Annotated in this window: 19 protein-coding genes and 1 pseudogene; 15 read left to right on the top strand and 5 right to left on the bottom strand. The window is 55.3% G+C overall.

Annotated elements, in window-relative coordinates:
- Nucleotides 1-78: 78 nt before the first annotated feature.
- Complete coding sequence (gene tusA, locus AAIG26_RS16365) at nucleotides 79-324, top strand: sulfurtransferase TusA (RefSeq protein WP_025263810.1); 246 nt, start codon at nucleotides 79-81, stop codon at nucleotides 322-324.
- Here tusA and zntA read toward each other — a convergent pair.
- Together zntA and AAIG26_RS16355 are read right to left on the bottom strand one after the other, a co-directional pair.
- On the bottom strand, nucleotides 321-2,537 hold the full coding sequence (gene zntA, locus AAIG26_RS16360) for a Zn(II)/Cd(II)/Pb(II) translocating P-type ATPase ZntA (RefSeq protein ID WP_343180977.1): 2,217 nt from the start codon (nucleotides 2,535-2,537) through the stop codon (nucleotides 321-323). The genes tusA and zntA overlap by 4 nt on opposite strands.
- A 75-nt stretch (nucleotides 2,538-2,612) precedes the next feature.
- Nucleotides 2,613-3,239 carry a lysoplasmalogenase gene (locus tag AAIG26_RS16355; protein ID WP_343180976.1) on the bottom strand — a complete coding sequence of 209 codons (627 nt, stop codon included), beginning with the start codon at nucleotides 3,237-3,239 and terminating at the stop codon, nucleotides 2,613-2,615.
- Between the two features lie 129 nt (nucleotides 3,240-3,368).
- Between AAIG26_RS16355 and AAIG26_RS16350 the strand changes: the two genes are divergently transcribed.
- Complete coding sequence (locus AAIG26_RS16350; protein WP_045507749.1) at nucleotides 3,369-3,734, top strand: DUF2500 domain-containing protein; 366 nt, start codon at nucleotides 3,369-3,371, stop codon at nucleotides 3,732-3,734.
- Between the two features lie 24 nt (nucleotides 3,735-3,758).
- On the opposite strand, the gene AAIG26_RS16345 is transcribed toward AAIG26_RS16350, so the two are convergent.
- Both AAIG26_RS16345 and rsmD read right to left on the bottom strand, forming a co-directional pair.
- Nucleotides 3,759-4,028: a DUF1145 family protein gene (locus tag AAIG26_RS16345; protein WP_025263811.1), complete on the bottom strand. Its 270-nt coding sequence runs from the start codon at nucleotides 4,026-4,028 to the stop codon at nucleotides 3,759-3,761.
- Nucleotides 4,018-4,620 carry a 16S rRNA (guanine(966)-N(2))-methyltransferase gene (rsmD, locus tag AAIG26_RS16340; protein WP_343180975.1) on the bottom strand — a complete coding sequence of 201 codons (603 nt, stop codon included), beginning with the start codon at nucleotides 4,618-4,620 and terminating at the stop codon, nucleotides 4,018-4,020. Before rsmD ends, AAIG26_RS16345 begins: the two co-directional genes overlap by 11 nt.
- 189 nt (nucleotides 4,621-4,809) lie before the next feature.
- On the opposite strand from rsmD, the gene ftsY reads away from it, so the two are divergent.
- The 6 genes from ftsY to AAIG26_RS16310 all read left to right on the top strand — a co-directional run bounded on the left by ftsY (nucleotide 4,810) and on the right by AAIG26_RS16310 (nucleotide 11,874).
- Nucleotides 4,810-6,180 (top strand): signal recognition particle-docking protein FtsY, encoded by a 1,371-nt coding sequence (gene ftsY, locus AAIG26_RS16335; protein WP_020455597.1) that lies wholly within the window; start codon nucleotides 4,810-4,812, stop codon nucleotides 6,178-6,180.
- A 2-nt stretch (nucleotides 6,181-6,182) separates the two neighbouring features.
- Nucleotides 6,183-6,851 (top strand): cell division ATP-binding protein FtsE, encoded by a 669-nt coding sequence (gene ftsE, locus AAIG26_RS16330; RefSeq protein WP_017459577.1) that lies wholly within the window; start codon nucleotides 6,183-6,185, stop codon nucleotides 6,849-6,851.
- Nucleotides 6,844-7,902: a permease-like cell division protein FtsX gene (gene ftsX / locus AAIG26_RS16325; RefSeq protein WP_343180974.1), complete on the top strand. Its 1,059-nt coding sequence runs from the start codon at nucleotides 6,844-6,846 to the stop codon at nucleotides 7,900-7,902. The genes ftsE and ftsX overlap by 8 nt, the downstream gene beginning before the upstream one ends.
- A gap of 267 nt (nucleotides 7,903-8,169) precedes the next feature.
- A complete protein-coding gene (rpoH, locus tag AAIG26_RS16320; RefSeq protein ID WP_045507756.1) occupies nucleotides 8,170-9,027 on the top strand; it encodes an RNA polymerase sigma factor RpoH in 858 nt (285 codons plus the stop codon).
- A 236-nt stretch (nucleotides 9,028-9,263) separates the two neighbouring features.
- Nucleotides 9,264-10,529 (top strand): 4-aminobutyrate--2-oxoglutarate transaminase, encoded by a 1,266-nt coding sequence (locus AAIG26_RS16315; RefSeq protein WP_343180973.1) that lies wholly within the window; start codon nucleotides 9,264-9,266, stop codon nucleotides 10,527-10,529.
- A gap of 241 nt (nucleotides 10,530-10,770) precedes the next feature.
- Complete coding sequence (locus tag AAIG26_RS16310; RefSeq protein ID WP_141402823.1) at nucleotides 10,771-11,874, top strand: branched-chain amino acid ABC transporter substrate-binding protein; 1,104 nt, start codon at nucleotides 10,771-10,773, stop codon at nucleotides 11,872-11,874.
- Between the two features lie 231 nt (nucleotides 11,875-12,105).
- Here AAIG26_RS16310 and panM read toward each other — a convergent pair whose 3' ends face one another.
- Nucleotides 12,106-12,489: an aspartate 1-decarboxylase autocleavage activator PanM gene (gene panM / locus AAIG26_RS16305; RefSeq protein WP_044489748.1), complete on the bottom strand. Its 384-nt coding sequence runs from the start codon at nucleotides 12,487-12,489 to the stop codon at nucleotides 12,106-12,108.
- A gap of 487 nt (nucleotides 12,490-12,976) precedes the next feature.
- Between panM and livK the strand changes: the two genes are divergently transcribed.
- The 7 genes and pseudogenes from livK to AAIG26_RS16270 all read left to right on the top strand — a co-directional run bounded on the left by livK (nucleotide 12,977) and on the right by AAIG26_RS16270 (nucleotide 18,244).
- Nucleotides 12,977-14,086, top strand: coding sequence for a high-affinity branched-chain amino acid ABC transporter substrate-binding protein LivK (livK, locus tag AAIG26_RS16300; protein ID WP_343180971.1), 1,110 nt, complete (start codon nucleotides 12,977-12,979; stop codon nucleotides 14,084-14,086).
- Between the two features lie 54 nt (nucleotides 14,087-14,140).
- Nucleotides 14,141-15,067, top strand: coding sequence for a high-affinity branched-chain amino acid ABC transporter permease LivH (livH, locus tag AAIG26_RS16295; protein WP_020455590.1), 927 nt, complete (start codon nucleotides 14,141-14,143; stop codon nucleotides 15,065-15,067).
- A complete protein-coding gene (locus tag AAIG26_RS16290) occupies nucleotides 15,064-16,341 on the top strand; it encodes a high-affinity branched-chain amino acid ABC transporter permease LivM (protein WP_045507767.1) in 1,278 nt (425 codons plus the stop codon). Before livH ends, AAIG26_RS16290 begins: the two co-directional genes overlap by 4 nt.
- Nucleotides 16,338-17,105: a high-affinity branched-chain amino acid ABC transporter ATP-binding protein LivG gene (livG, locus tag AAIG26_RS16285; RefSeq protein ID WP_020455588.1), complete on the top strand. Its 768-nt coding sequence runs from the start codon at nucleotides 16,338-16,340 to the stop codon at nucleotides 17,103-17,105. Before AAIG26_RS16290 ends, livG begins: the two co-directional genes overlap by 4 nt.
- A 1-nt stretch (nucleotide 17,106) precedes the next feature.
- Nucleotides 17,107-17,820, top strand: coding sequence for a high-affinity branched-chain amino acid ABC transporter ATP-binding protein LivF (gene livF, locus AAIG26_RS16280; protein WP_044489515.1), 714 nt, complete (start codon nucleotides 17,107-17,109; stop codon nucleotides 17,818-17,820).
- Between the two features lie 288 nt (nucleotides 17,821-18,108).
- Nucleotides 18,109-18,177, top strand: a pseudogene (locus tag AAIG26_RS16275) (DUF5431 family protein); the annotation flags it as partial.
- Nucleotides 18,146-18,244, top strand: a complete 99-nt coding sequence (locus AAIG26_RS16270) for a Hok/Gef family protein (RefSeq protein WP_231943034.1) — start codon at nucleotides 18,146-18,148, stop codon at nucleotides 18,242-18,244. The pseudogene AAIG26_RS16275 and the gene AAIG26_RS16270, both read left to right, overlap by 32 nt.
- The last annotated feature ends 129 nt before the right edge of the window (nucleotides 18,245-18,373 follow it).

The raw sequence follows: 18,373 nt of genomic DNA, 5'->3' as shown, positions 1-18,373 counted from the left end.
TAGCGCAATCGTTAACCTCGCTTGCGTCACAAAAAAGGCGGCGTAAACTAATGCGGTTTTTTCCCTTGCGAGATGAAGATGACCGATCCGTTTTCCACCGCCGACCATACGCTGGATGCTCAGGGCTTACGCTGCCCGGAGCCGGTGATGATGGTGCGCAAAACCGTGCGCAATATGCAAATCGGCGAAACGTTGCTGATTATCGCCGACGATCCGGCAACCACCCGCGATATTCCCGGCTTTTGCCGTTTTATGGAACACGAGCTGGTCGCCGGGCAAACCGAGTCTTTGCCGTACCGCTATGTAGTGCGTAAAAACCACTAATCTTTAGTGCGCAACAGGCGCAGCGCGTTGGCGGTTACCAGCACCGTGGCGCCTGTATCGGCCAGCACCGCCAGCCACAGACCGGTCACGCCGAGCAACGTTGTCACCAGAAAAATCGCTTTTAAGCCGAGCGCCATGGCGATGTTCTGACGAATGTTGCTGTGCGTGGCGCGCGCCAGGCGGATCATCTGCCCCAGGCCAGTCAGCCGGTTATGCGTGAGCGCGGCGTCGGCGGTTTCCAGCGCGACATCCGTTCCGCTTCCCATCGCGATACCGATGGTTGCAGCTTTCATCGCGGGCGCATCGTTAATGCCATCGCCAACCATCGCCAGCGGCGCTTGCTGGTTGAGCTTGTGTACCGCATCGACTTTATCTTCCGGCAGCAAGCCAGCGCTGAAATCCAGCCCCAACTGACCAGCAATGGCCGCAGCGGCGCGCGGGTTGTCGCCGGTGAGGATCACGCCCTGTACACCGAGCGCATGCAGGGCGGCAATGGCTTCTCTGGCGTCATCGCGCAGCGTATCTTGCAAGCCGATCGTACCGATAACCTCGCCGCCGCGCTGTACCACCACCACGGTTTGCCCATGGCTTTCCTGCTGCGCAATCTGCGCCAGTACGGTGTCATGAAGCGCGCCTTGCGGCAGTTTGTCCGGCGCGCTGATCAGCACCTGCTGCCCGTTAATCGTCGCCTCGATGCCTTTGCCCGCCAGCGCGCGCTGCGCCAGAGCCTCCGGAATCGCCAGCGCACGTCGCTGCGCTTCCTGCACAATGGCCAGCGCCAGCGGGTGGGTGGAACCCTGTTCAACCGCGGCGCTCAGCGCCAGTAATTCGGCCTCTTCAGTACCGGAAAACGGCGTGATACTGGCGACTTGTGGTTTGCCGATGGTCAGCGTGCCGGTTTTATCAAACGCCACCTGACGAATGCTGCCGAGCTGTTCCAGTGCCGCACCGCCTTTAATCAGCGCACCGCGACGTGCCGCCGCCGCAAGGCCCGAGGTGATCGCCGCTGGTGTGGAGATCACCAGCGCGCACGGACAGCCAATCAGCAGCAAAGCCAGCCCTTTGTAGATCCACGCAAGCCAGGGCTGCGCAAACAAAAGCGGTGGAACGATGGCGACCAGTAGCGCCACGGCCATGATAGCCGGGGTGTAAATGCGGCTGAAACGGTCGATAAAACGCTCAATCGGCGCGCGGCGCTCTTCTGCTTCTTCAATCAGTTTCAGAATGCGGTCAATCGCGCTTTCACCCGGTTTAGAAACCACTTCAAGCTGTACCAGACGGTCAACGCTGGTGGCACCTGCCGGAACGCTTTCACCTTCTGCGCGCTCGACCGGCACCGATTCGCCCGTTAACGCACTTTCGTCAAAGCTGGCAAACGGCGAGACCAGCCGACCATCCGCAGGCAAACGCCCGCCCGCCGGGACTTCAATCACATCGCCCGGTTGCAGATCGCTTGCCGCGACACGCTGGCGCTCACCGTTGCGCAGACGTGTTGCGGTATCCGGTTTTAACGCCATTAACGCGCTGACACCGCGCCGCGCACGGCTGGCGGCCCAGCCTTCAAGCCGCTCGCCAATCAAAAACAGCAGCAACACCATCGCCGCTTCCGCCGTCGCGCCAATAAACAGCGCGCCGATGGCCGCCACGCTCATTAACGTTTCGATGGCGAACCAACTGCCGCTTTTCATTAAGCGCAGCGCCTGGCGGGCAATCGGCCACAGCCCGACCAGTGTGGTGGCGATAAACGCCATCTGGCCGAAAGGATGGTTGACCTGTTCCAGCCCCCAACTGAGCGCCATCATCACAATTAAAAGGAGAAGCGGCAGGTTTTCGCGCAGCCGTGAAGTTTCTGGCGCCGGTGCGTTTTCGCTGCGCAGTTGATATCCGGCCTGTTGTACGGCGAGTTCTACGCGTTCACGCACATCATCTTGCGCAACGACGATAAGTTTTTCGGTGGCAAAGGCGACCTGAACCTGGCCGACGCCTTCGATCTGGCGCACCGCGTTTTCCACTTTGCGGGCGCAGGCGGCGCAATCCATACCGTCAACCTGCCAGCTATAACGTTCGCCTTCGGCGGTCATTTCTGGCGTTTCGCGTTCTTCGCAGTGGCCGTCGGTGCAGCAGGATGTCGTTTTTTCTTCTATCGGCCGCAGCTTAACCGCCGCGAATTGCGGCGCTTTTTTCAATTCAGGCGATGAGGTGGGGGCAGGCATGGCATCCTCCGGTGAATGATAATTTTCTCATTAACCGGAGTATGCACTCTGGAGTCGACTCCAGAGTCAAGCCTTTTAAATATACAGCGAGCGAACAATCAAAAAGTGCCCGGCAAAATAGCAGGCGGAAGCGATGGCGTTATCGGCGCTAAAGCGTTTGCGATAGTGGCTGCCAAGCCAGACCACGTTGCTGATCAGCAGTAGCGATGCGCCAACGAAAGCCGACAGTGCCGGGCTGGTCGGGCGGAAAAACCACAGCTCGCCTGCCAGCCACACCATCACCAGCGTCATGGCGATAAAGGTACAGACCGCCATGCGCAGTTCTTCGAGGCGCGACCAGATCACCGCTACCAGCAGCGCGCCGATAATTAGCAGCACCACCGGCAGCGGCCAGAAGAACGAAAGCGTCATCTGGCTGGCGAAATAGATGGTATAGAGCAAATGCGCGAGGAAAAACGCGCCGATGGCATAGAGCAGTTTTTGCCGCGGCAACAGCGTGAGCGCATCACCGATCAGCGAGGCACACAGACCCGCCAGCACCAGGTAGCTAATGGCATCGAACATGGGCGCTTGCCAGGCCAGTAACAGCAGGAGTAAGAGCGTAACGGGTTTGAAAACCCAGCGCTGCCAGACCGGGCCACGATACGAAGCGTCGACATATAGCCAGGCGGAAAGGCAGACAGCAATAAATGACCACAGCATAATTAAGTCCCTGTATCTGTTATTGTTGCGTAAATCTCTCTTACTCAGTGTAGTGGCGGGAAAAGGAGGATGACAACGCTATTTCCGCCGCGATAAGCTCAATTCCGCTTTTTCCGACAGGTATTCGCCATGAGTAAACCACCGCTTTTTTTCATTATCGCCATTGGATTGATTGTGGTTTTTGCCTCTTTCCGCTTTGTACAGCAACGGCGCGAAAAAGCCGAAAACGATAGTGCGCCGCAGCAGCAAAAAAGTGTGGTGGTGAGCAACAAACGGGAAAAACCGCTTAACCCGCGCCGTTCTCGCCAGCAACAGGTTACGCCCGCGGGAACCGCCATACGTTATGAAGTGAGTTTTAAACCGCAAGCCGGCGGGCCGGAGATGCGTTTTCGTCTGGATGAGCAGCAATATAATGCGCTGACGGTGGGCGACAGAGGCGTGCTGCGGTACCAGGGCTCGCGCTTTGTGGACTTTACGCCGGAAGCAGCCCGGTAAGCAGAATGCCACCGGGCGATGGGACTACTTCTTCTCTTTTAATTTCTTCTGCCAGATAAGCAGCTCAAACACGCCGAAGAGAAAAACACGAATTTGCTCCGCTTTGCTCATTTGCGGACCGTCTTTTGGCAGCGCCGTTTTCAGCATGGTGGCTTGCAGCGCATGCATAAAGACGGTGAAGACAAGCGCGACGTTGACGAAAATGTTCAGCGGACGCGGAAAGGGCTTAATCAGGTTCAGAATCAGAAATGCCCAGATGCAGAGCATCAACAGACGCCCGAGGTTAATCAACAGCGGCATGCTTCTCTCCTTGTGCTTCGCGGTGGTACAAACGATACGCTACCTGCCCGGCGACTTTTTCCCGATGCAGTTGCCAGTGAGCGGGTACGGGCGGTATTCCATTTTCGACTTCGCTTTCGATATAAATCAGCGCGTCGTCGGCGAGCCAGCCGTTGTTTTCCAGCAGGCGCACGGTCTCTTCCAGCATCCCTTTACGAAACGGTGGATCGATAAACGCAATATTGTGCGGCGTGCCGGGATTGGCTAAAAACGTCAGCGTGTTGGTGTTGACCACTTTCGCATTGGCGGCTTTTAACGTGGCCAGGTTTTGCTGCAACTGCTGGGCGACACTGCGCTCCATTTCCAGCAAGGTTGCGCTGGCGGCGTAGCGAGAGAGCGCCTCAATTCCCAGCGCGCCGCTGCCGGCGAAGCAATCGAGACAGTGGGCGTCTACCATTGACGGCGCCAGCCAGTTGAATAAAGTTTCACGCACGCGATCGGTGGTCGGGCGCAGGCCGGGGCTATCCGGAACCGGTAATTTACGGCCCCGCCACTGGCCGCCAATAATGCGGATCTGGCCGGTGGCGGCGCGGGTAGGTTTCTTCATGGTTATCGCTTTGCTCATCATTTCGACCTGCTATTCTAGCGGTCTGTCGAATGACGTTAAACCCTAATCCTCAGGCCGTGATGCAAGTTGAGGAAAGTGGTAGACTATCCGACTAATTAACAAATGTTTTCAGTCCCGGCCGTGCAGACGGGCTGCGCCATGAAACAATAGCGAGGAGTGTGGTCGCCAATGGCAAATGAGAAGAAACGTGGCTTTTTTTCCTGGCTTGGCCTTGGGCAGAAAGAGAAGGCTGAAGAGGCGCAAACCGAACAGCAACCGGTAGCTGAGCAGCCGGTTGAAGAAACCCCGGTTGCCGGGCCTGCTGCCGACAGCGAAAAATTCGCCGAAGAGGTTGTTGAGGTTAGCGAGCAACTGGTGCACGAAGAGGCGCCGGCGGAAGCTGAGAGAGACGAAAGCCCGGCGGTTATCGAACATGAAGAACTGCCGCTGCCGGAAGAGGTGGCTGAGCAGGAGATCGGTGCTGAAGAGTGGCAGGCGGAAGCTGAACCGCTGGAAGAAGACGATGTTCCGCTAAGCGATGAAGAGCTGGACGCGCAAGCGCTGGCCGCTGAAGCGGCGGAAGAAGCGGTGGTTGTCGTGCCGGTTGAAGAATCCGTGCAGGAGCAGGAAAAACCGACCAAAGAAGGGTTCTTCGCGCGCCTGAAACGCAGCCTGCTTAAAACCAAAGAAAACCTCGGTTCCGGATTTATCAGTCTGTTCCGCGGGAAAAAGATCGACGATGATCTGTTCGAAGAGCTGGAAGAGCAGTTGCTGATTGCCGATGTCGGGGTGGAAACCACGCGCAAAATCATCACCAATTTGACGGAAGGCGCGAGCCGCAAGCAGTTGCGCGATGCGGAAGCACTTTACGGGTTGCTGAAAGATGAGATGAGCGAGATCCTCGCCAAAGTGGATGAGCCGCTTAACATTGAAGGCAAAACCCCGTTTGTGATTTTGATGGTTGGTGTCAACGGTGTAGGTAAAACGACCACCATCGGTAAGCTGGCGCGCCAGTTTGAGCAGCAGGGTAAATCGGTGATGCTGGCGGCGGGGGATACTTTCCGTGCCGCCGCAGTTGAGCAGCTTCAGGTGTGGGGCCAGCGTAACGATATCCCGGTGATTGCCCAGCATACCGGAGCGGATTCCGCTTCGGTGATTTTCGATGCTATCCAGGCGGCGAAAGCGCGCCATATCGATGTGCTGATTGCCGATACTGCAGGCCGCTTGCAGAACAAAGCGCACCTGATGGAAGAGTTGAAGAAAATTGTCCGCGTGATGAAGAAGCTGGACGAAGACGCGCCGCATGAAGTGATGCTGACGATTGATGCCAGCACCGGGCAAAATGCTATTAGCCAGGCCAAACTGTTCCACGAGGCTGTCGGTTTAACCGGTATTACGCTTACCAAACTTGATGGCACCGCCAAGGGCGGCGTTATTTTCTCGGTGGCGGATCAGTTTGGCATTCCTATCCGCTACATCGGCGTCGGCGAACGTATTGAAGATTTACGTCCGTTTAATGCGGGCGATTTTATAGAGGCACTTTTTGCCCGAGAGGATTAACAATGATTCGCTTTGAACACGTCAGCAAAGCCTATCTCGGTGGGAGACAAGCGCTGCAGGGGGTGACATTTCACCTGCAGCAGGGCGAGATGGCCTTTCTGACCGGGCATTCCGGTGCAGGGAAAAGTACCCTGCTGAAGCTGATTTGTGGGATTGAGCGGCCAAGCGCCGGGAAAATCCTCTTTGGCGGCCACGATATTACCCGTTTGAAAAACCGGGAAGTGCCGTTTTTGCGTCGTCAAATCGGGATGATTTTCCAGGATCACCACCTGCTGATGGACAGAACCGTGTTCGATAACGTGGCGATCCCGCTGATTATCGCGGGTGCCAGCGGCGATGATATTCGCCGTCGCGTCTCGGCGGCGCTGGATAAAGTCGGGCTGCTCGACAAAGCGAAAAGCTTCCCGATCCAGCTCTCCGGCGGTGAACAACAGCGCGTGGGTATTGCCCGCGCGGTGGTGAATAAACCCGCCGTGCTGCTGGCGGATGAACCGACCGGTAACCTGGATGAAGCGCTGTCTGAAGGGATTTTACGTCTGTTTGAAGAATTTAACCGCGTAGGGGTAACAGTGCTGATGGCAACGCACGATATTGGGCTGATTTCCCGTCGTTCGTACCGCATGCTGAGCCTGAGCGACGGTCATTTGCATGGAGGCCTGGCGGGTGAATAAGCGCGATGCACTAAACCACATTCGGCAGTTTGGCAGCAAATTAGACCGTTTTCGTAAATCGTCCACGTCCTCCAGCGAGGGCAACCGTAATGCGCCGCGTCGCGGCAAAGCGCCAGTTAAAGCGCCTTCGCGTAAGAGTAACGTCTTTAACGAGCAGGTACGCTACGCCTGGCACGGTGCGTTGCAGGATCTGAAAAGCAAACCGCTGGCGACGTTCCTGACGGTGATGGTCATTGCCATCTCTCTGACACTGCCCAGCGTCTGTTACATGGTCTACAAAAACGTTAATCAGGCCGCATCGCAGTACTATCCGTCGCCGCAGATCACCGTCTATTTCGATAAAGCGCTGGATGACAACGCGGCGCAGCAGGTGGTGGGGCAACTCCAGTCCGAACAGGGCGTGGAAAAGGTCAATTACCTGTCACGCGAAGATGCGCTGGGCGAGTTCCGTAACTGGTCCGGGTTTGGCGGCGCGCTGGATATGCTCGAAGAGAACCCGCTGCCCGCCGTGGCGGTAGTGGTACCGAAACTGGATTTTCAGAGTACGGATTCGCTGAACACGTTGCGTGACCGCATTTCCCGCATTCAGGGTATTGATGAAGTGCGCATGGACGACAGCTGGTTTGCACGGCTGGCGTCGCTGACTGGCCTGGTCGGGCGCGTGGCAGCCATGATTGGTGTACTGATGGTTGCGGCCGTGTTCCTGGTGATCGGCAATAGCGTGCGGCTGAGCATTTTCGCCCGCCGCGATACCATCAACGTGCAGAAACTGATTGGTGCGACAGACGGTTTTATCCTGCGCCCGTTCCTGTATGGCGGCGCGTTGCTCGGTTTCTCCGGCGCGTTTTTATCGCTGATCCTGTCGGAAATCCTGGTGATGCGCTTGTCGTCGGCGGTCACGGAAGTGGCGAAAGTGTTCGGCACGCAGTTTGAGCTGAGTGGGCTGTCGTTTGACGAGTGCTTGCTGCTGTTGCTGGTGTGTTCAATGATTGGCTGGATTGCCGCCTGGCTGGCAACGGTGCAACATTTACGTCACTTTACTCCGGACTAAAGAATCTCTGGTATACTCCTTCCCTGCACGTGAAGTATTCCCGTAGCAGGGAAGCGTAATATCCCTTCTGAGGTTCCTTGCTCCGGTTTATCATCCTGATGTCACATTTTGTGCGTAATTTATTCACAGACCTACAAGGAACTTGTGGATAAAATCACTGTCTGATAAAAATGTGAATGCTATTCTCGTTGCTCAAAAGCGCTGGCATGTTTGTTGCCTGATGGGGACAGACCGCCGCCAGCTGATAAGTGAATTGAGAGGATTTGAATGACCAAAGAAATGCAAACTTTAGCTTTAGCCCCTGTTGGTAACCTGGAATCTTATGTCCGGGCTGCGAACGCATGGCCGATGTTGACGGCTGATGAAGAGCGGGCACTGGCTGAAAAGCTGCATTACCAGGGCGATCTGGAAGCAGCGAAAAAGCTGATTCTGTCTCACCTGCGCTTTGTTGTTCATATTGCTCGTAACTATTCGGGCTATGGTCTGCCGCAGGCGGATCTCATCCAGGAAGGTAACATTGGCCTGATGAAAGCCGTGCGTCGCTTTAACCCGGAAGTGGGTGTGCGCCTGGTCTCTTTCGCCGTGCACTGGATCAAAGCTGAGATCCACGAGTATGTGCTGCGCAACTGGCGTATCGTGAAAGTCGCGACCACCAAAGCTCAGCGTAAGCTGTTCTTTAATCTGCGCAAAGCCAAACAGCGTCTTGGCTGGTTTAACCAGGATGAAGTGGACATGGTAGCCCGTGAACTGGGCGTGACCAGCAAAGACGTGCGTGAAATGGAGTCGCGTATGGCGGCGCAGGATATGACGTTTGATATGTCCTCCGATGACGATGCGCACGATAGCCAGCCGATGGCACCGGTGCTCTATCTGCAGGATAAATCATCTAACTTTGCCGACGGCATTGAAGATGACAACTGGGAAGAGCAGGCGGCCAACAAGCTGACCGATGCGATGCAGGGGCTCGATGAACGTAGCCAGCAGATCATCCGTGCCCGTTGGCTGGACGAAGATAACAAGACCACTTTGCAGGAGCTGGCCGATCGCTACGGCGTATCCGCTGAGCGTGTGCGTCAGCTTGAAAAGAACGCAATGAAAAAACTGCGCGCCGCGATCGAAGCGTAAGCGTATTGCAGTGAATAAGCCGGGTCGGCGCAAGCCTCACCCGGCTTTTTATTATCTGAATTATCCCGCCACCACTATCTTCACATCATCACGCGTTCATTCGTCTTCTGTCACAACGCGGCAGGAAAGCTGTCCTGTCGGTGTCCCTGCGCTTGCGCGAGACTGAGTAAAACATCGCTTTATCAAAGGCGCTATATACTTGGTAAGCGGGCATACACAGACAGGGGGCAATCAAGGTGAATAACAATGAATTGAATCAGCGCCGTTTACAGGCGACGCCGCGTGGCATCGGGGTCATGTGCGGTTTTTACGCCGCAAAAGCGGAAAACGCGACGCTGTGGGATGTGGAAGGGAACGAAGTGATCGACTTTGCCGCCGGGATTGCGGTGCTTAACACCGGGCATCGCCATCCAAAAGTGATGGCGGCGGTGGAAAAACAGTTACAGGCATTTACGCATACCGCTTACCAGATTGTTCCTTACGAAAGCTATGTCTCGCTGGCGGAACGTATTAACGAACGCGTGCCGGTTGCTGGCCCGGCGAAAACGGCGTTTTTCTCGACTGGCGCCGAAGCGGTGGAAAACGCGGTTAAAATTGCCCGCGCCTATACCAAACGCCCCGGTATTATTACCTTTGGCGGTGGTTTCCACGGTCGCACTTTCATGACCATGGCGCTCACCGGCAAAGTCGCGCCGTATAAAATTGGCTTCGGCCCATTCCCCGGTTCGATTTACCACGCCCAGTATCCCAACGCGCTGCACGGTGTGAGCACTGACGAGGCGCTGAAAAGCCTGGAACGTATTTTTAAAGCGGATATCGCGCCGGATCAGGTGGCCGCCATTCTGCTGGAACCCGTACAAGGCGAGGGCGGTTTTAACGTCGCACCGAACGATTTTATGCAGGCGCTGCGCAAGTTGTGCGATAGCCACGGTATTCTGCTGATCGTTGACGAAGTGCAGAGCGGTTTTGCCCGCACTGGCAAGCTCTTTGCCAGCGAGTATTACGATGTGAAACCCGATTTAATCACCATGGCGAAAAGTCTGGCCGGTGGTTTGCCGCTTTCGGCGGTGGCCGGGCGTGCTGAGGTGATGGATGCACCTGCGCCGGGTGGTTTGGGCGGCACTTATGCGGGCAATCCGCTCGCTATCGCGGCGGCACATGCGGTGCTGGACGTGATTGAAGAAGAAAATCTTTGCGAACGGGCGAACCATCTGGGCCAGCATCTGGTGGAAGTACTGAACCGCGCAAAAGCTCAATGCCCCTATATCGCTGATATCCGTGCACAGGGCTCCATGGTCGCGGTGGAATTTAACGATCCGCAAACCAGCGCGCCATCGGCTGAATTTACTAAACAGGTGCAGGAAAAAGCGCTGGCGGACGGGCTGTTGCTACTGAGCTGCGGGGTTTACGGTAACGTTATTCGCTTCCTCTACCCGTTAACCATTCCGGAAGTTCAGTTCCGCAAGGCGCTGGATATTCTCTCCCAGTCGCTGACGGATTAATTATTCAGCCGCCTGATGGGCGGCTTTCTCATTTTCTGTCATCAGTCTGTCGTACAACCTTCAAAATTGTTATTCCATATTCCGAAAAATGGGGTATGTTTTAGCAGAGTATGCTGCTCAGGCACGGGCAGAACGGCTAAAAACTACTATCATATTCTTTGCTTATGATAATAAGCGAAATAATGTGCCACACAACAACATCACAACAAATGCAATAACCATAACAATGGGGAAACTCAGGATGAAAATGAAGGGTAAAGCGTTACTGGCAGGATGTATTGCGTTAGCAATGAGCAACGTGGCATTCGCCAAAGATATCAAAGTTGCCGTTGTCGGGGCGATGTCCGGTCCGGTTGCGCAGTACGGTGACCAGGAATTTACCGGCGCTGAACAAGCGATCGCCGACATTAATGCCAAAGGTGGGATCAAAGGCGACAAACTGGTTGCAGTAAAATATGACGATGCCTGTGACCCGAAACAAGCGGTGGCGGTCGCCAACAAAGTGGTCAATGACGGCATTAAATACGTTATCGGCCACCTCTGCTCCTCTTCTACCCAGCCGGCGTCTGATATCTACGAGGACGAAGGCATTCTGATGATCACGCCTGCGGCGACAGCGCCTGAGCTGACCGCGCGTGGTTACAAACTGACGCTGCGCACCACCGGCCTGGATTCTGACCAGGGCCCGACCGCGGCGAAATACATTCTGGAGAAAGTGAAGCCGCAGCGCATCGCCGTTATCCATGACAAACAGCAGTATGGTGAAGGTCTGGCGCGTGCAGTTCAGGACGGGCTGAAAAAAGGCGGCGCTAATGTGGTGTTCTTCGACGGTATCACTGCCGGTGAGAAAGACTTCTCTACGCTGGTTGCGCGCCTGAAAAAAGAGAACATCGACTTTGTTTACTACGGCGGTTACCACCCGGAAATGGGGCAGATCCTGCGTCAGTCTCGTGCCGCTGGCCTGAAAACCCAGTTTATGGGACCGGAAGGCGTGGCGAACGTTTCCCTGTCTAACATCGCCGGTGAATCCGCAGAAGGTATGCTGGTCACCAAACCGAAAAACTATGATCAGGTTCCGGCGAACAAACCGATTGTGGATGCGATCAAAGCGAAGAAACAGGATCCAAGTGGTGCGTTTGTATGGACCACTTACGCTGCGCTGCAATCACTGGCTGCAGGCTTGGGGCAGTCTGCCGATCCGGCGGCTATCGCAACCTGGCTGAAAGGCCATTCAGTGGATACCGTCATGGGGCCGCTCTCCTGGGATGAGAAGGGCGATCTGAAAGGCTTTGAATTCGGGGTCTTCACCTGGCATGCGAACGGTACAGCAACTGACGCTAAGTGATTTCCTGGGCTGACCGTCGCCTTTCGCGCCGCACTGGCGTTGGCTGCACGCACTCACCCCGGTCACTGACTTCAGTAAACTTCCGGGGATGAGCGAACTTGCTGTCTTCCTGCGATGAGAAAGTCCAGGTCAGAACTAATTGAAAAAGCCGGGAAAATCCCGGCTTTTTTTCTTTTTTTGAAGGCAGGTCTGTTAAGCATCGCGCCACCAGGCACATCCACAGCGCGGGCTTTATCGTTTTTCCCAGCCATTTTCCTGTGCGGTAAATCCCAGTCTCTGGGTGAAAGCAGCCATTACGGCCCGGTCTTCGACGCCGATATCGGCTATCCACCAACTGGTGATCGACGGGTTATCACGCATCACTTCTTCCACCAGATATTGTCCCACGCCGCGACGACGAGTGATATCGCGCACGCGCAGGGAATCCAGCGCCCCCTCGACGCCGAGTAGCGTCACGCGAACGGCAGCCAGCAGACGGTCATTAAAACGCGCCGCGTAGATACGGTGAGTGTCATCTACTTCAAGAGATGCAGAGGAGTATTCCGGCCAGACTTTCGCTAAATCAATATGATCCTGTTCGGTGAAGGTCACCAGTCGGACGATAGTCAATTTCATGTACAACTTGTCCAAAACGCAAAACATTGTGTGAGTGTAATCAATTTCGCATGGCAGGGTTTGATCGTTTTTTATTTTTCATTCGACAGGCGAATAATTTTACCGCAGCGGTTGGCGTAGTGTTAAACATTGGAGATCGAAAAACAGGCAGGATTTTAACCTAATTGGTAGCGTTTTATTCCGCTTTATGTGCCGTTATTTTATGCTGATGTCGGGGCTTTTTTTGTTTATCTCGGAAGAAATACAGAATATTATCTCTGCTTAATAGCCTGAAAAATAGAGGATTTAGTCTGGTTTTTGCTAAAAAACTGCGCTAAACCATTAAAGGCACTGGTAAAAATAGCGTTGTGCATTAAAAGTACAGAATGCTTTTTAACCATAATAAAACAAAATTATTACACGAATAATTCAGGCAACAGCAAGCCAACGTTCCGGCTGCCTGAGGCAGGAAGTGTAAACACGACATCACGAATGGGGATTTACAACAATGAAAAGGAACGCGAAGACATTAATCGCGGGGATAGTAGCACTTGCGATGTCTCACGCGGCCTTGGCGAAGGATATTAAGGTAGCGGTTGTCGGTGCGATGTCCGGTCCGGTTGCCCAGTGGGGCGATATGGAATTCAACGGTGCGCGCCAGGCTATCCACGATATCAACGCTAAGGGCGGGATCAAGGGCGATAAACTGGTCGCCGAGGAATATGACGACGCCTGTGACCCAAAACAAGCCGTTGCCGTGGCGAACAAAATCGTCAATGACGGTGTGAAATATGTAATTGGCCATCTTTGCTCATCATCAACACAGCCCGCATCGGACATCTACGAAGACGAAGGTATCCTGATGATCACGCCCGGTGCGACCAACCCGGAGCTGACGCAGCGCGGCTATCAACACATTATGCGTACCGCCGGGCTGGACTCCTCGCAGGGGCCGACCGCCGCGAAGTACATCCTGAACACCCTGAAACCGCAGCGTATTGCCATTATTCACGATAAGCAGCAGTACGGCGAAGGCCTTGCTCGCTCCGTGCAGGAAGGGCTGAAAGCGGGCGGTGCGAATGTGGTGTTCTTCGATGGCATCACCGCCGGTGAGAAGGATTTTTCTGCGCTGGTGTCGCGTTTGCAAAAAGAAAATATCGACTTTGTCTACTACGGTGGTTACTACCCGGAGATGGGACAAATCCTGCGCCAGGCGCGCGCCAGCGGTCTGAAAACCCAGTTTATGGGACCGGAAGGCGTGGGCAACGCCTCGCTGTCGAATATCGCAGGGGCTGCGGCAGAAGGCATGCTGGTGACGATGCCGAAGCGTTATGACCAGGATCCGGCGAACCAGAGTATTGTCGATGCGCTGAAAGCCGAGAAGAAAGATCCGAGCGGCCCGTATGTGTGGATCACCTACGCCGCCATGCAATCGCTGGCCACCGCGCTGGAACGCACCGGCAGCAGTGAGCCGCTGGCGCTGATTAAAGATTTAAAAGCCAACGGGGCTAAAACCGTGATTGGGCCGCTGAACTGGGATGAAAAAGGCGATCTGAAAGGATTTGAATTCGGTGTCTTCCAATGGCACGCCGATGGTTCGTCGTCCGTGGCGAAATAACTGTCATCCCTCTCCCGGGGCGCAATGTTCCGGGAGATTTTAGAAGGTTACGTTATGTCCGAGCAGTTTCTCTATTTCTTGCAGCAGATGTTTAACGGCGTCACGCTGGGAAGCACCTACGCATTGATCGCCATTGGTTACACCATGGTTTACGGCATTATCGGCATGATCAACTTCGCCCACGGCGAGGTTTATATGATCGGCAGTTATGTCTCCTTTATGATCATCGCCGCGCTGATGATGATGGGTATCGACTCCAGCTGGCTGCTGGTCGCGGCCGGTTTCGTCGGTGCCATTATCATTGCCAGCGCTTACGGCTGGAGTATCGAGCGAGTGGCCTATCGGCCGGTGCGCAACTCCAAACGCCTGATTGCGCTAATTTCCGCCATCGGCATGTCTATTTTCCTGCAAAACTACGTCAGCCTGACCGAAGGCTCCCGCGATGTGGCGCTACCAAGCCTGTTTAACGGGCAGTGGGTTGTCGGCAGCAGCGAAAACTTCTCTGCGGCGATCACCACTATGCAACTGGTTATCTGGATTGTGACCTTCGTTGCCATGCTGGCGCTGACGCTGTTCATCCGCTATTCCCGTATGGGGCGCGCCTGTCGCGCCTGTGCGGAAGACCTGAAAATGGCAAGTCTGTTGGGTATCAACACTGATCGTGTTATCGCGCTGACTTTTGTGATCGGCGCGGCTATGGCGGCGGTGGCGGGCGTGCTGCTTGGCCAGTTCTATGGCGTTATCAACCCGTATATCGGTTTTATGGCCGGGATGAAAGCATTTACCGCCGCGGTGCTGGGCGGTATCGGTAGCATTCCGGGCGCGATGATCGGCGGCCTGATCCTGGGTGTCGCAGAATCCCTCTCTTCGGCGTATCTGAGCACCGAATACAAAGATGTGGTGTCGTTCGCGCTGTTGATTGTGGTGCTGCTGGTGATGCCGACCGGCATCCTCGGTCGCCCGGAGGTTGAAAAAGTATGAAACCGATGCATTTTGCGATGGCGCTGCTCTCAGCGGCGATGTTTTTCGTCCTGGCGAGCGTCTTTATGGGCGTGCAACTGGAGCTGAACGGCACCAAACTGGTGGTCGATACCGCGGCGGATATCCGCTGGCAGTGGATCTTTATCGGCACGGCAGTGGTGTTTTTCTTCCAGTTGCTGCGGCCTGTATTCCAGAAAAGCCTGAAGGGTGTTTCCGGTCCGAAATTCGTGCTGCCGGCGATTGATGGCTCTACGCTCAAACAGAAGTTGTTCCTGTTGGCGCTGCTGGTGATTGCGGTGGCGTGGCCGTTTGTTGTTTCGCGCGGCACGGTAGATATCGCCACCATGACGATGATCTATATCATCCTTGGCCTCGGCCTGAACGTGGTGGTCGGGCTTTCCGGTTTGCTGGTGCTGGGTTACGGCGGTTTCTACGCCATCGGCGCATATACCTTCGCGCTGCTCAACCATTATTACGGTCTGGGGTTCTGGACGTGCCTGCCGCTGGCGGGGCTGGTTTCTGCCGCCGCCGGTTTCCTGCTCGGTTTCCCGGTGCTGCGTCTGCGCGGCGATTACCTGGCGATTGTGACGCTGGGCTTCGGCGAAATCGTCCGTATCCTGTTGTTGAATAACACCGAAATCACCGGCGGCCCGAACGGCATTAGCCAGATCCCCAAACCGACCCTGTTCGGTCTGGAGTTCAGCCGTACTGCCCGTGAAGGTGGCTGGGACACGTTCAGCAACTTCTTCCATGTGGAATACGATCCCAGTGACCGCGTGGTGTTCCTCTACCTGGTTGCGTTGCTGCTGGTGGTGCTGACGCTGTTTGTGATTAACCGTCTGCTACGCATGCCGCTGGGGCGCGCGTGGGAAGCGCTGCGTGAAGATGAAATCGCCTGTCGCTCGCTCGGCCTGAACCCGACACGCATTAAGCTGACGGCTTTTACCATCAGCGCCGCGTTCGCCGGTTTTGCCGGTACGCTTTTTGCCGCGCGCCAGGGCTTTGTCAGCCCGGAATCGTTCACTTTCGCCGAATCGGCGTTTGTGCTGGCGATTGTGGTATTGGGCGGTATGGGCTCGCAGTTTGCGGTGATCCTTGCGGCTATCCTGTTGGTGGTTTCCCGTGAGTTAATGCGTGATTTCAATGAATACAGCATGTTGATGCTGGGTGGTTTGATGGTACTGATGATGATCTGGCGTCCGCAAGGCTTGCTGCCGATGACCCGTCCGCAGTTGAAATTGAAAAACGGGCAAGCGAAAGGAGAGCAGGCATGAGTCAGCCACTGTTATCCGTAAACGGTTTGATGATGCGCTTTGGCGGTCTGCTGGCTGTCAACAATGTGTCGTTAGAGCTGCGCCCGCAGGAGATCGTTTCGCTGATTGGCCCGAACGGCGCGGGCAAAACCACCGTGTTTAACTGCCTGACCGGTTTCTATAAACCGACGGGCGGCACCATTATGCTGCGTGACCAGCACCTGGAAGGGTTGCCGGGGCAGCAAATCGCCCGTATGGGCGTGGTGCGGACTTTCCAGCATGTGCGTCTGTTTCGCGAAATGACGGTGATTGAGAATCTGCTGGTGGGGCAACATCAGCAGCTCAAAACCGGGGTTTTCTCTGGCCTGTTGAAAACGCCGGCGTTTCGTCGTGCGCAGAGTGAAGCGCTGGACCGCGCCGCAACCTGGCTGGAACGTATTGGTTTGTTAGCGCACGCTAACCGCCAGGCCAGCAACCTGGCTTACGGCGATCAGCGCCGTCTGGAGATTGTGCGCTGCATGGTGACGCAGCCGGAAATCCTGATGCTTGATGAACCGGCGGCCGGTCTGAACCCGAAAGAGACCAAAGAGCTGGACGAGCTGATTGTCGAGCTGCGTAACCATCACAACACCACCATCCTGCTGATCGAGCATGATATGAAGCTGGTGATGGGGATTTCCGACCGGATTTATGTAGTGAACCAGGGCACGCCGCTGGCGAACGGGACGCCGGAAGAGATTCGTAATAACCCGGACGTGATCCGCGCATACCTTGGTGAGGCATAAGATGGAAAAGGCGATGTTATCTTTTGACAAAGTTAGCGCTCACTACGGCAAAATCCAGGCGCTGCATGATGTCAGCCTGCATATTAACCAGGGCGAAATCGTGACGCTGATTGGTGCCAACGGCGCGGGGAAAACCACGTTGCTCGGTACGCTGTGCGGCGATCCGCGCGCCAGCAGCGGGCGCATTGTATTTGATGGCAAAGATATTACCGACTGGCAGACCGCGAAGATCATGCGCGAAGCCGTGGCAATTGTGCCGGAAGGTCGCCGTGTCTTTTCGCGGATGACCGTGGAAGAGAACCTGGCGATGGGCGGTTTTTTCGCCGATCGTGAGCAGTATCAGTCGCGTATTCAAAGGGTTTATGAACTGTTTCCACGCCTGCATGAGCGCCGCATCCAGCGGGCTGGCACCATGTCCGGCGGGGAGCAGCAGATGCTGGCGATTGGGCGCGCGCTGATGAGTCAGCCGCGTTTGTTACTGCTGGATGAACCCTCGCTGGGTCTTGCGCCGATCATTATTCAGCAAATTTTCGACACCATTGAGCAACTGCGAAAAGAGGGCATGACCATCTTCCTGGTGGAGCAGAACGCTAACCAGGCGCTGAAGCTCGCCGATCGCGGATATGTGCTGGAAAACGGCCATGTTGTGCTGGAAGACACCGGCGACGCGTTACTAGCGAACGAAGCGGTGCGCAGCGCTTACCTGGGCGGGTAACTTGTTGATGTAATAGCATTTAGACCGGTCTCGCAAGGGCCGGTTTTTTTGTCTTAAAAACGTTTTCCTGCGATGCGACCAGACGGCTTGATGGGATATGATGCGGGTGGCGCTTGAGGCTTTTTGCCTCATGACGGTAAAAAGTTGTGCGGCAGAAAGAAGAAAGCCCCGAAGGTCATTTTTCAATTAACCAACGAGGCCTGTCTATATGCTCGACACATGTAGAGTAGCCTCTTACCCGCCGAAAGGCAAGGAGCCGCAGGTTATGAAGCTACCGCAAGGAACCCTTATCTGGTGCGTATTTATCGTGTGTTTCACACTGCTGATATTCACTTATCTGACACGGAAATCGCTGTGCGAAATTCGTTACAAAGATGGGTTCCGCGAGGTCGCGGCTTTCATGGCTTACGAATCCGGTAAGTAGCAACCTGGAGGCAGGGAGAAATCCCTGCCTTTTCAGGGGAAACGGTAATGTGCATACCTCTAAGCGCCTTTACAAAGGGCTTCTCTGTTTAACAGGGAAGCCCTTTTTCCTTTCTAAAGCGCGACGGCC

This window comes from Kosakonia sp. PSU_27, assembly GCF_039409795.1.
Lineage (GTDB): Bacteria > Pseudomonadota > Gammaproteobacteria > Enterobacterales > Enterobacteriaceae > Kosakonia.
The sequence above is the reverse complement of the archived record's forward strand: the minus strand, read 5'-3'. Positions and strand labels throughout refer to the sequence as shown.

Excerpts from the sequence above, each read along its gene's own strand:
- livG (WP_020455588.1), top strand. The coding sequence starts at position 16,338 with ATGAGTCAGCCACTGTTATCCGTAAACGGTTTGATGATGCGCTTTGGC.
- panM (WP_044489748.1), bottom strand. The coding sequence starts at position 12,489 with ATGAAATTGACTATCGTCCGACTGGTGACCTTCACCGAACAGGATCAT.
- livH (WP_020455590.1), top strand. The coding sequence starts at position 14,141 with ATGTCCGAGCAGTTTCTCTATTTCTTGCAGCAGATGTTTAACGGCGTC.
- ftsY (WP_020455597.1), top strand. The coding sequence starts at position 4,810 with ATGGCAAATGAGAAGAAACGTGGCTTTTTTTCCTGGCTTGGCCTTGGG.
- zntA (WP_343180977.1), bottom strand. The coding sequence starts at position 2,537 with ATGCCTGCCCCCACCTCATCGCCTGAATTGAAAAAAGCGCCGCAATTC.
- AAIG26_RS16290 (WP_045507767.1), top strand. The coding sequence starts at position 15,064 with ATGAAACCGATGCATTTTGCGATGGCGCTGCTCTCAGCGGCGATGTTT.
- livK (WP_343180971.1), top strand. The coding sequence starts at position 12,977 with ATGAAAAGGAACGCGAAGACATTAATCGCGGGGATAGTAGCACTTGCG.
- AAIG26_RS16355 (WP_343180976.1), bottom strand. The coding sequence starts at position 3,239 with ATGCTGTGGTCATTTATTGCTGTCTGCCTTTCCGCCTGGCTATATGTC.
- AAIG26_RS16310 (WP_141402823.1), top strand. The coding sequence starts at position 10,771 with ATGAAAATGAAGGGTAAAGCGTTACTGGCAGGATGTATTGCGTTAGCA.
- rsmD (WP_343180975.1), bottom strand. The coding sequence starts at position 4,620 with ATGAAGAAACCTACCCGCGCCGCCACCGGCCAGATCCGCATTATTGGC.
- rpoH (WP_045507756.1), top strand. The coding sequence starts at position 8,170 with ATGACCAAAGAAATGCAAACTTTAGCTTTAGCCCCTGTTGGTAACCTG.
- livF (WP_044489515.1), top strand. The coding sequence starts at position 17,107 with ATGGAAAAGGCGATGTTATCTTTTGACAAAGTTAGCGCTCACTACGGC.
- AAIG26_RS16350 (WP_045507749.1), top strand. The coding sequence starts at position 3,369 with ATGAGTAAACCACCGCTTTTTTTCATTATCGCCATTGGATTGATTGTG.
- ftsE (WP_017459577.1), top strand. The coding sequence starts at position 6,183 with ATGATTCGCTTTGAACACGTCAGCAAAGCCTATCTCGGTGGGAGACAA.
- tusA (WP_025263810.1), top strand. The coding sequence starts at position 79 with ATGACCGATCCGTTTTCCACCGCCGACCATACGCTGGATGCTCAGGGC.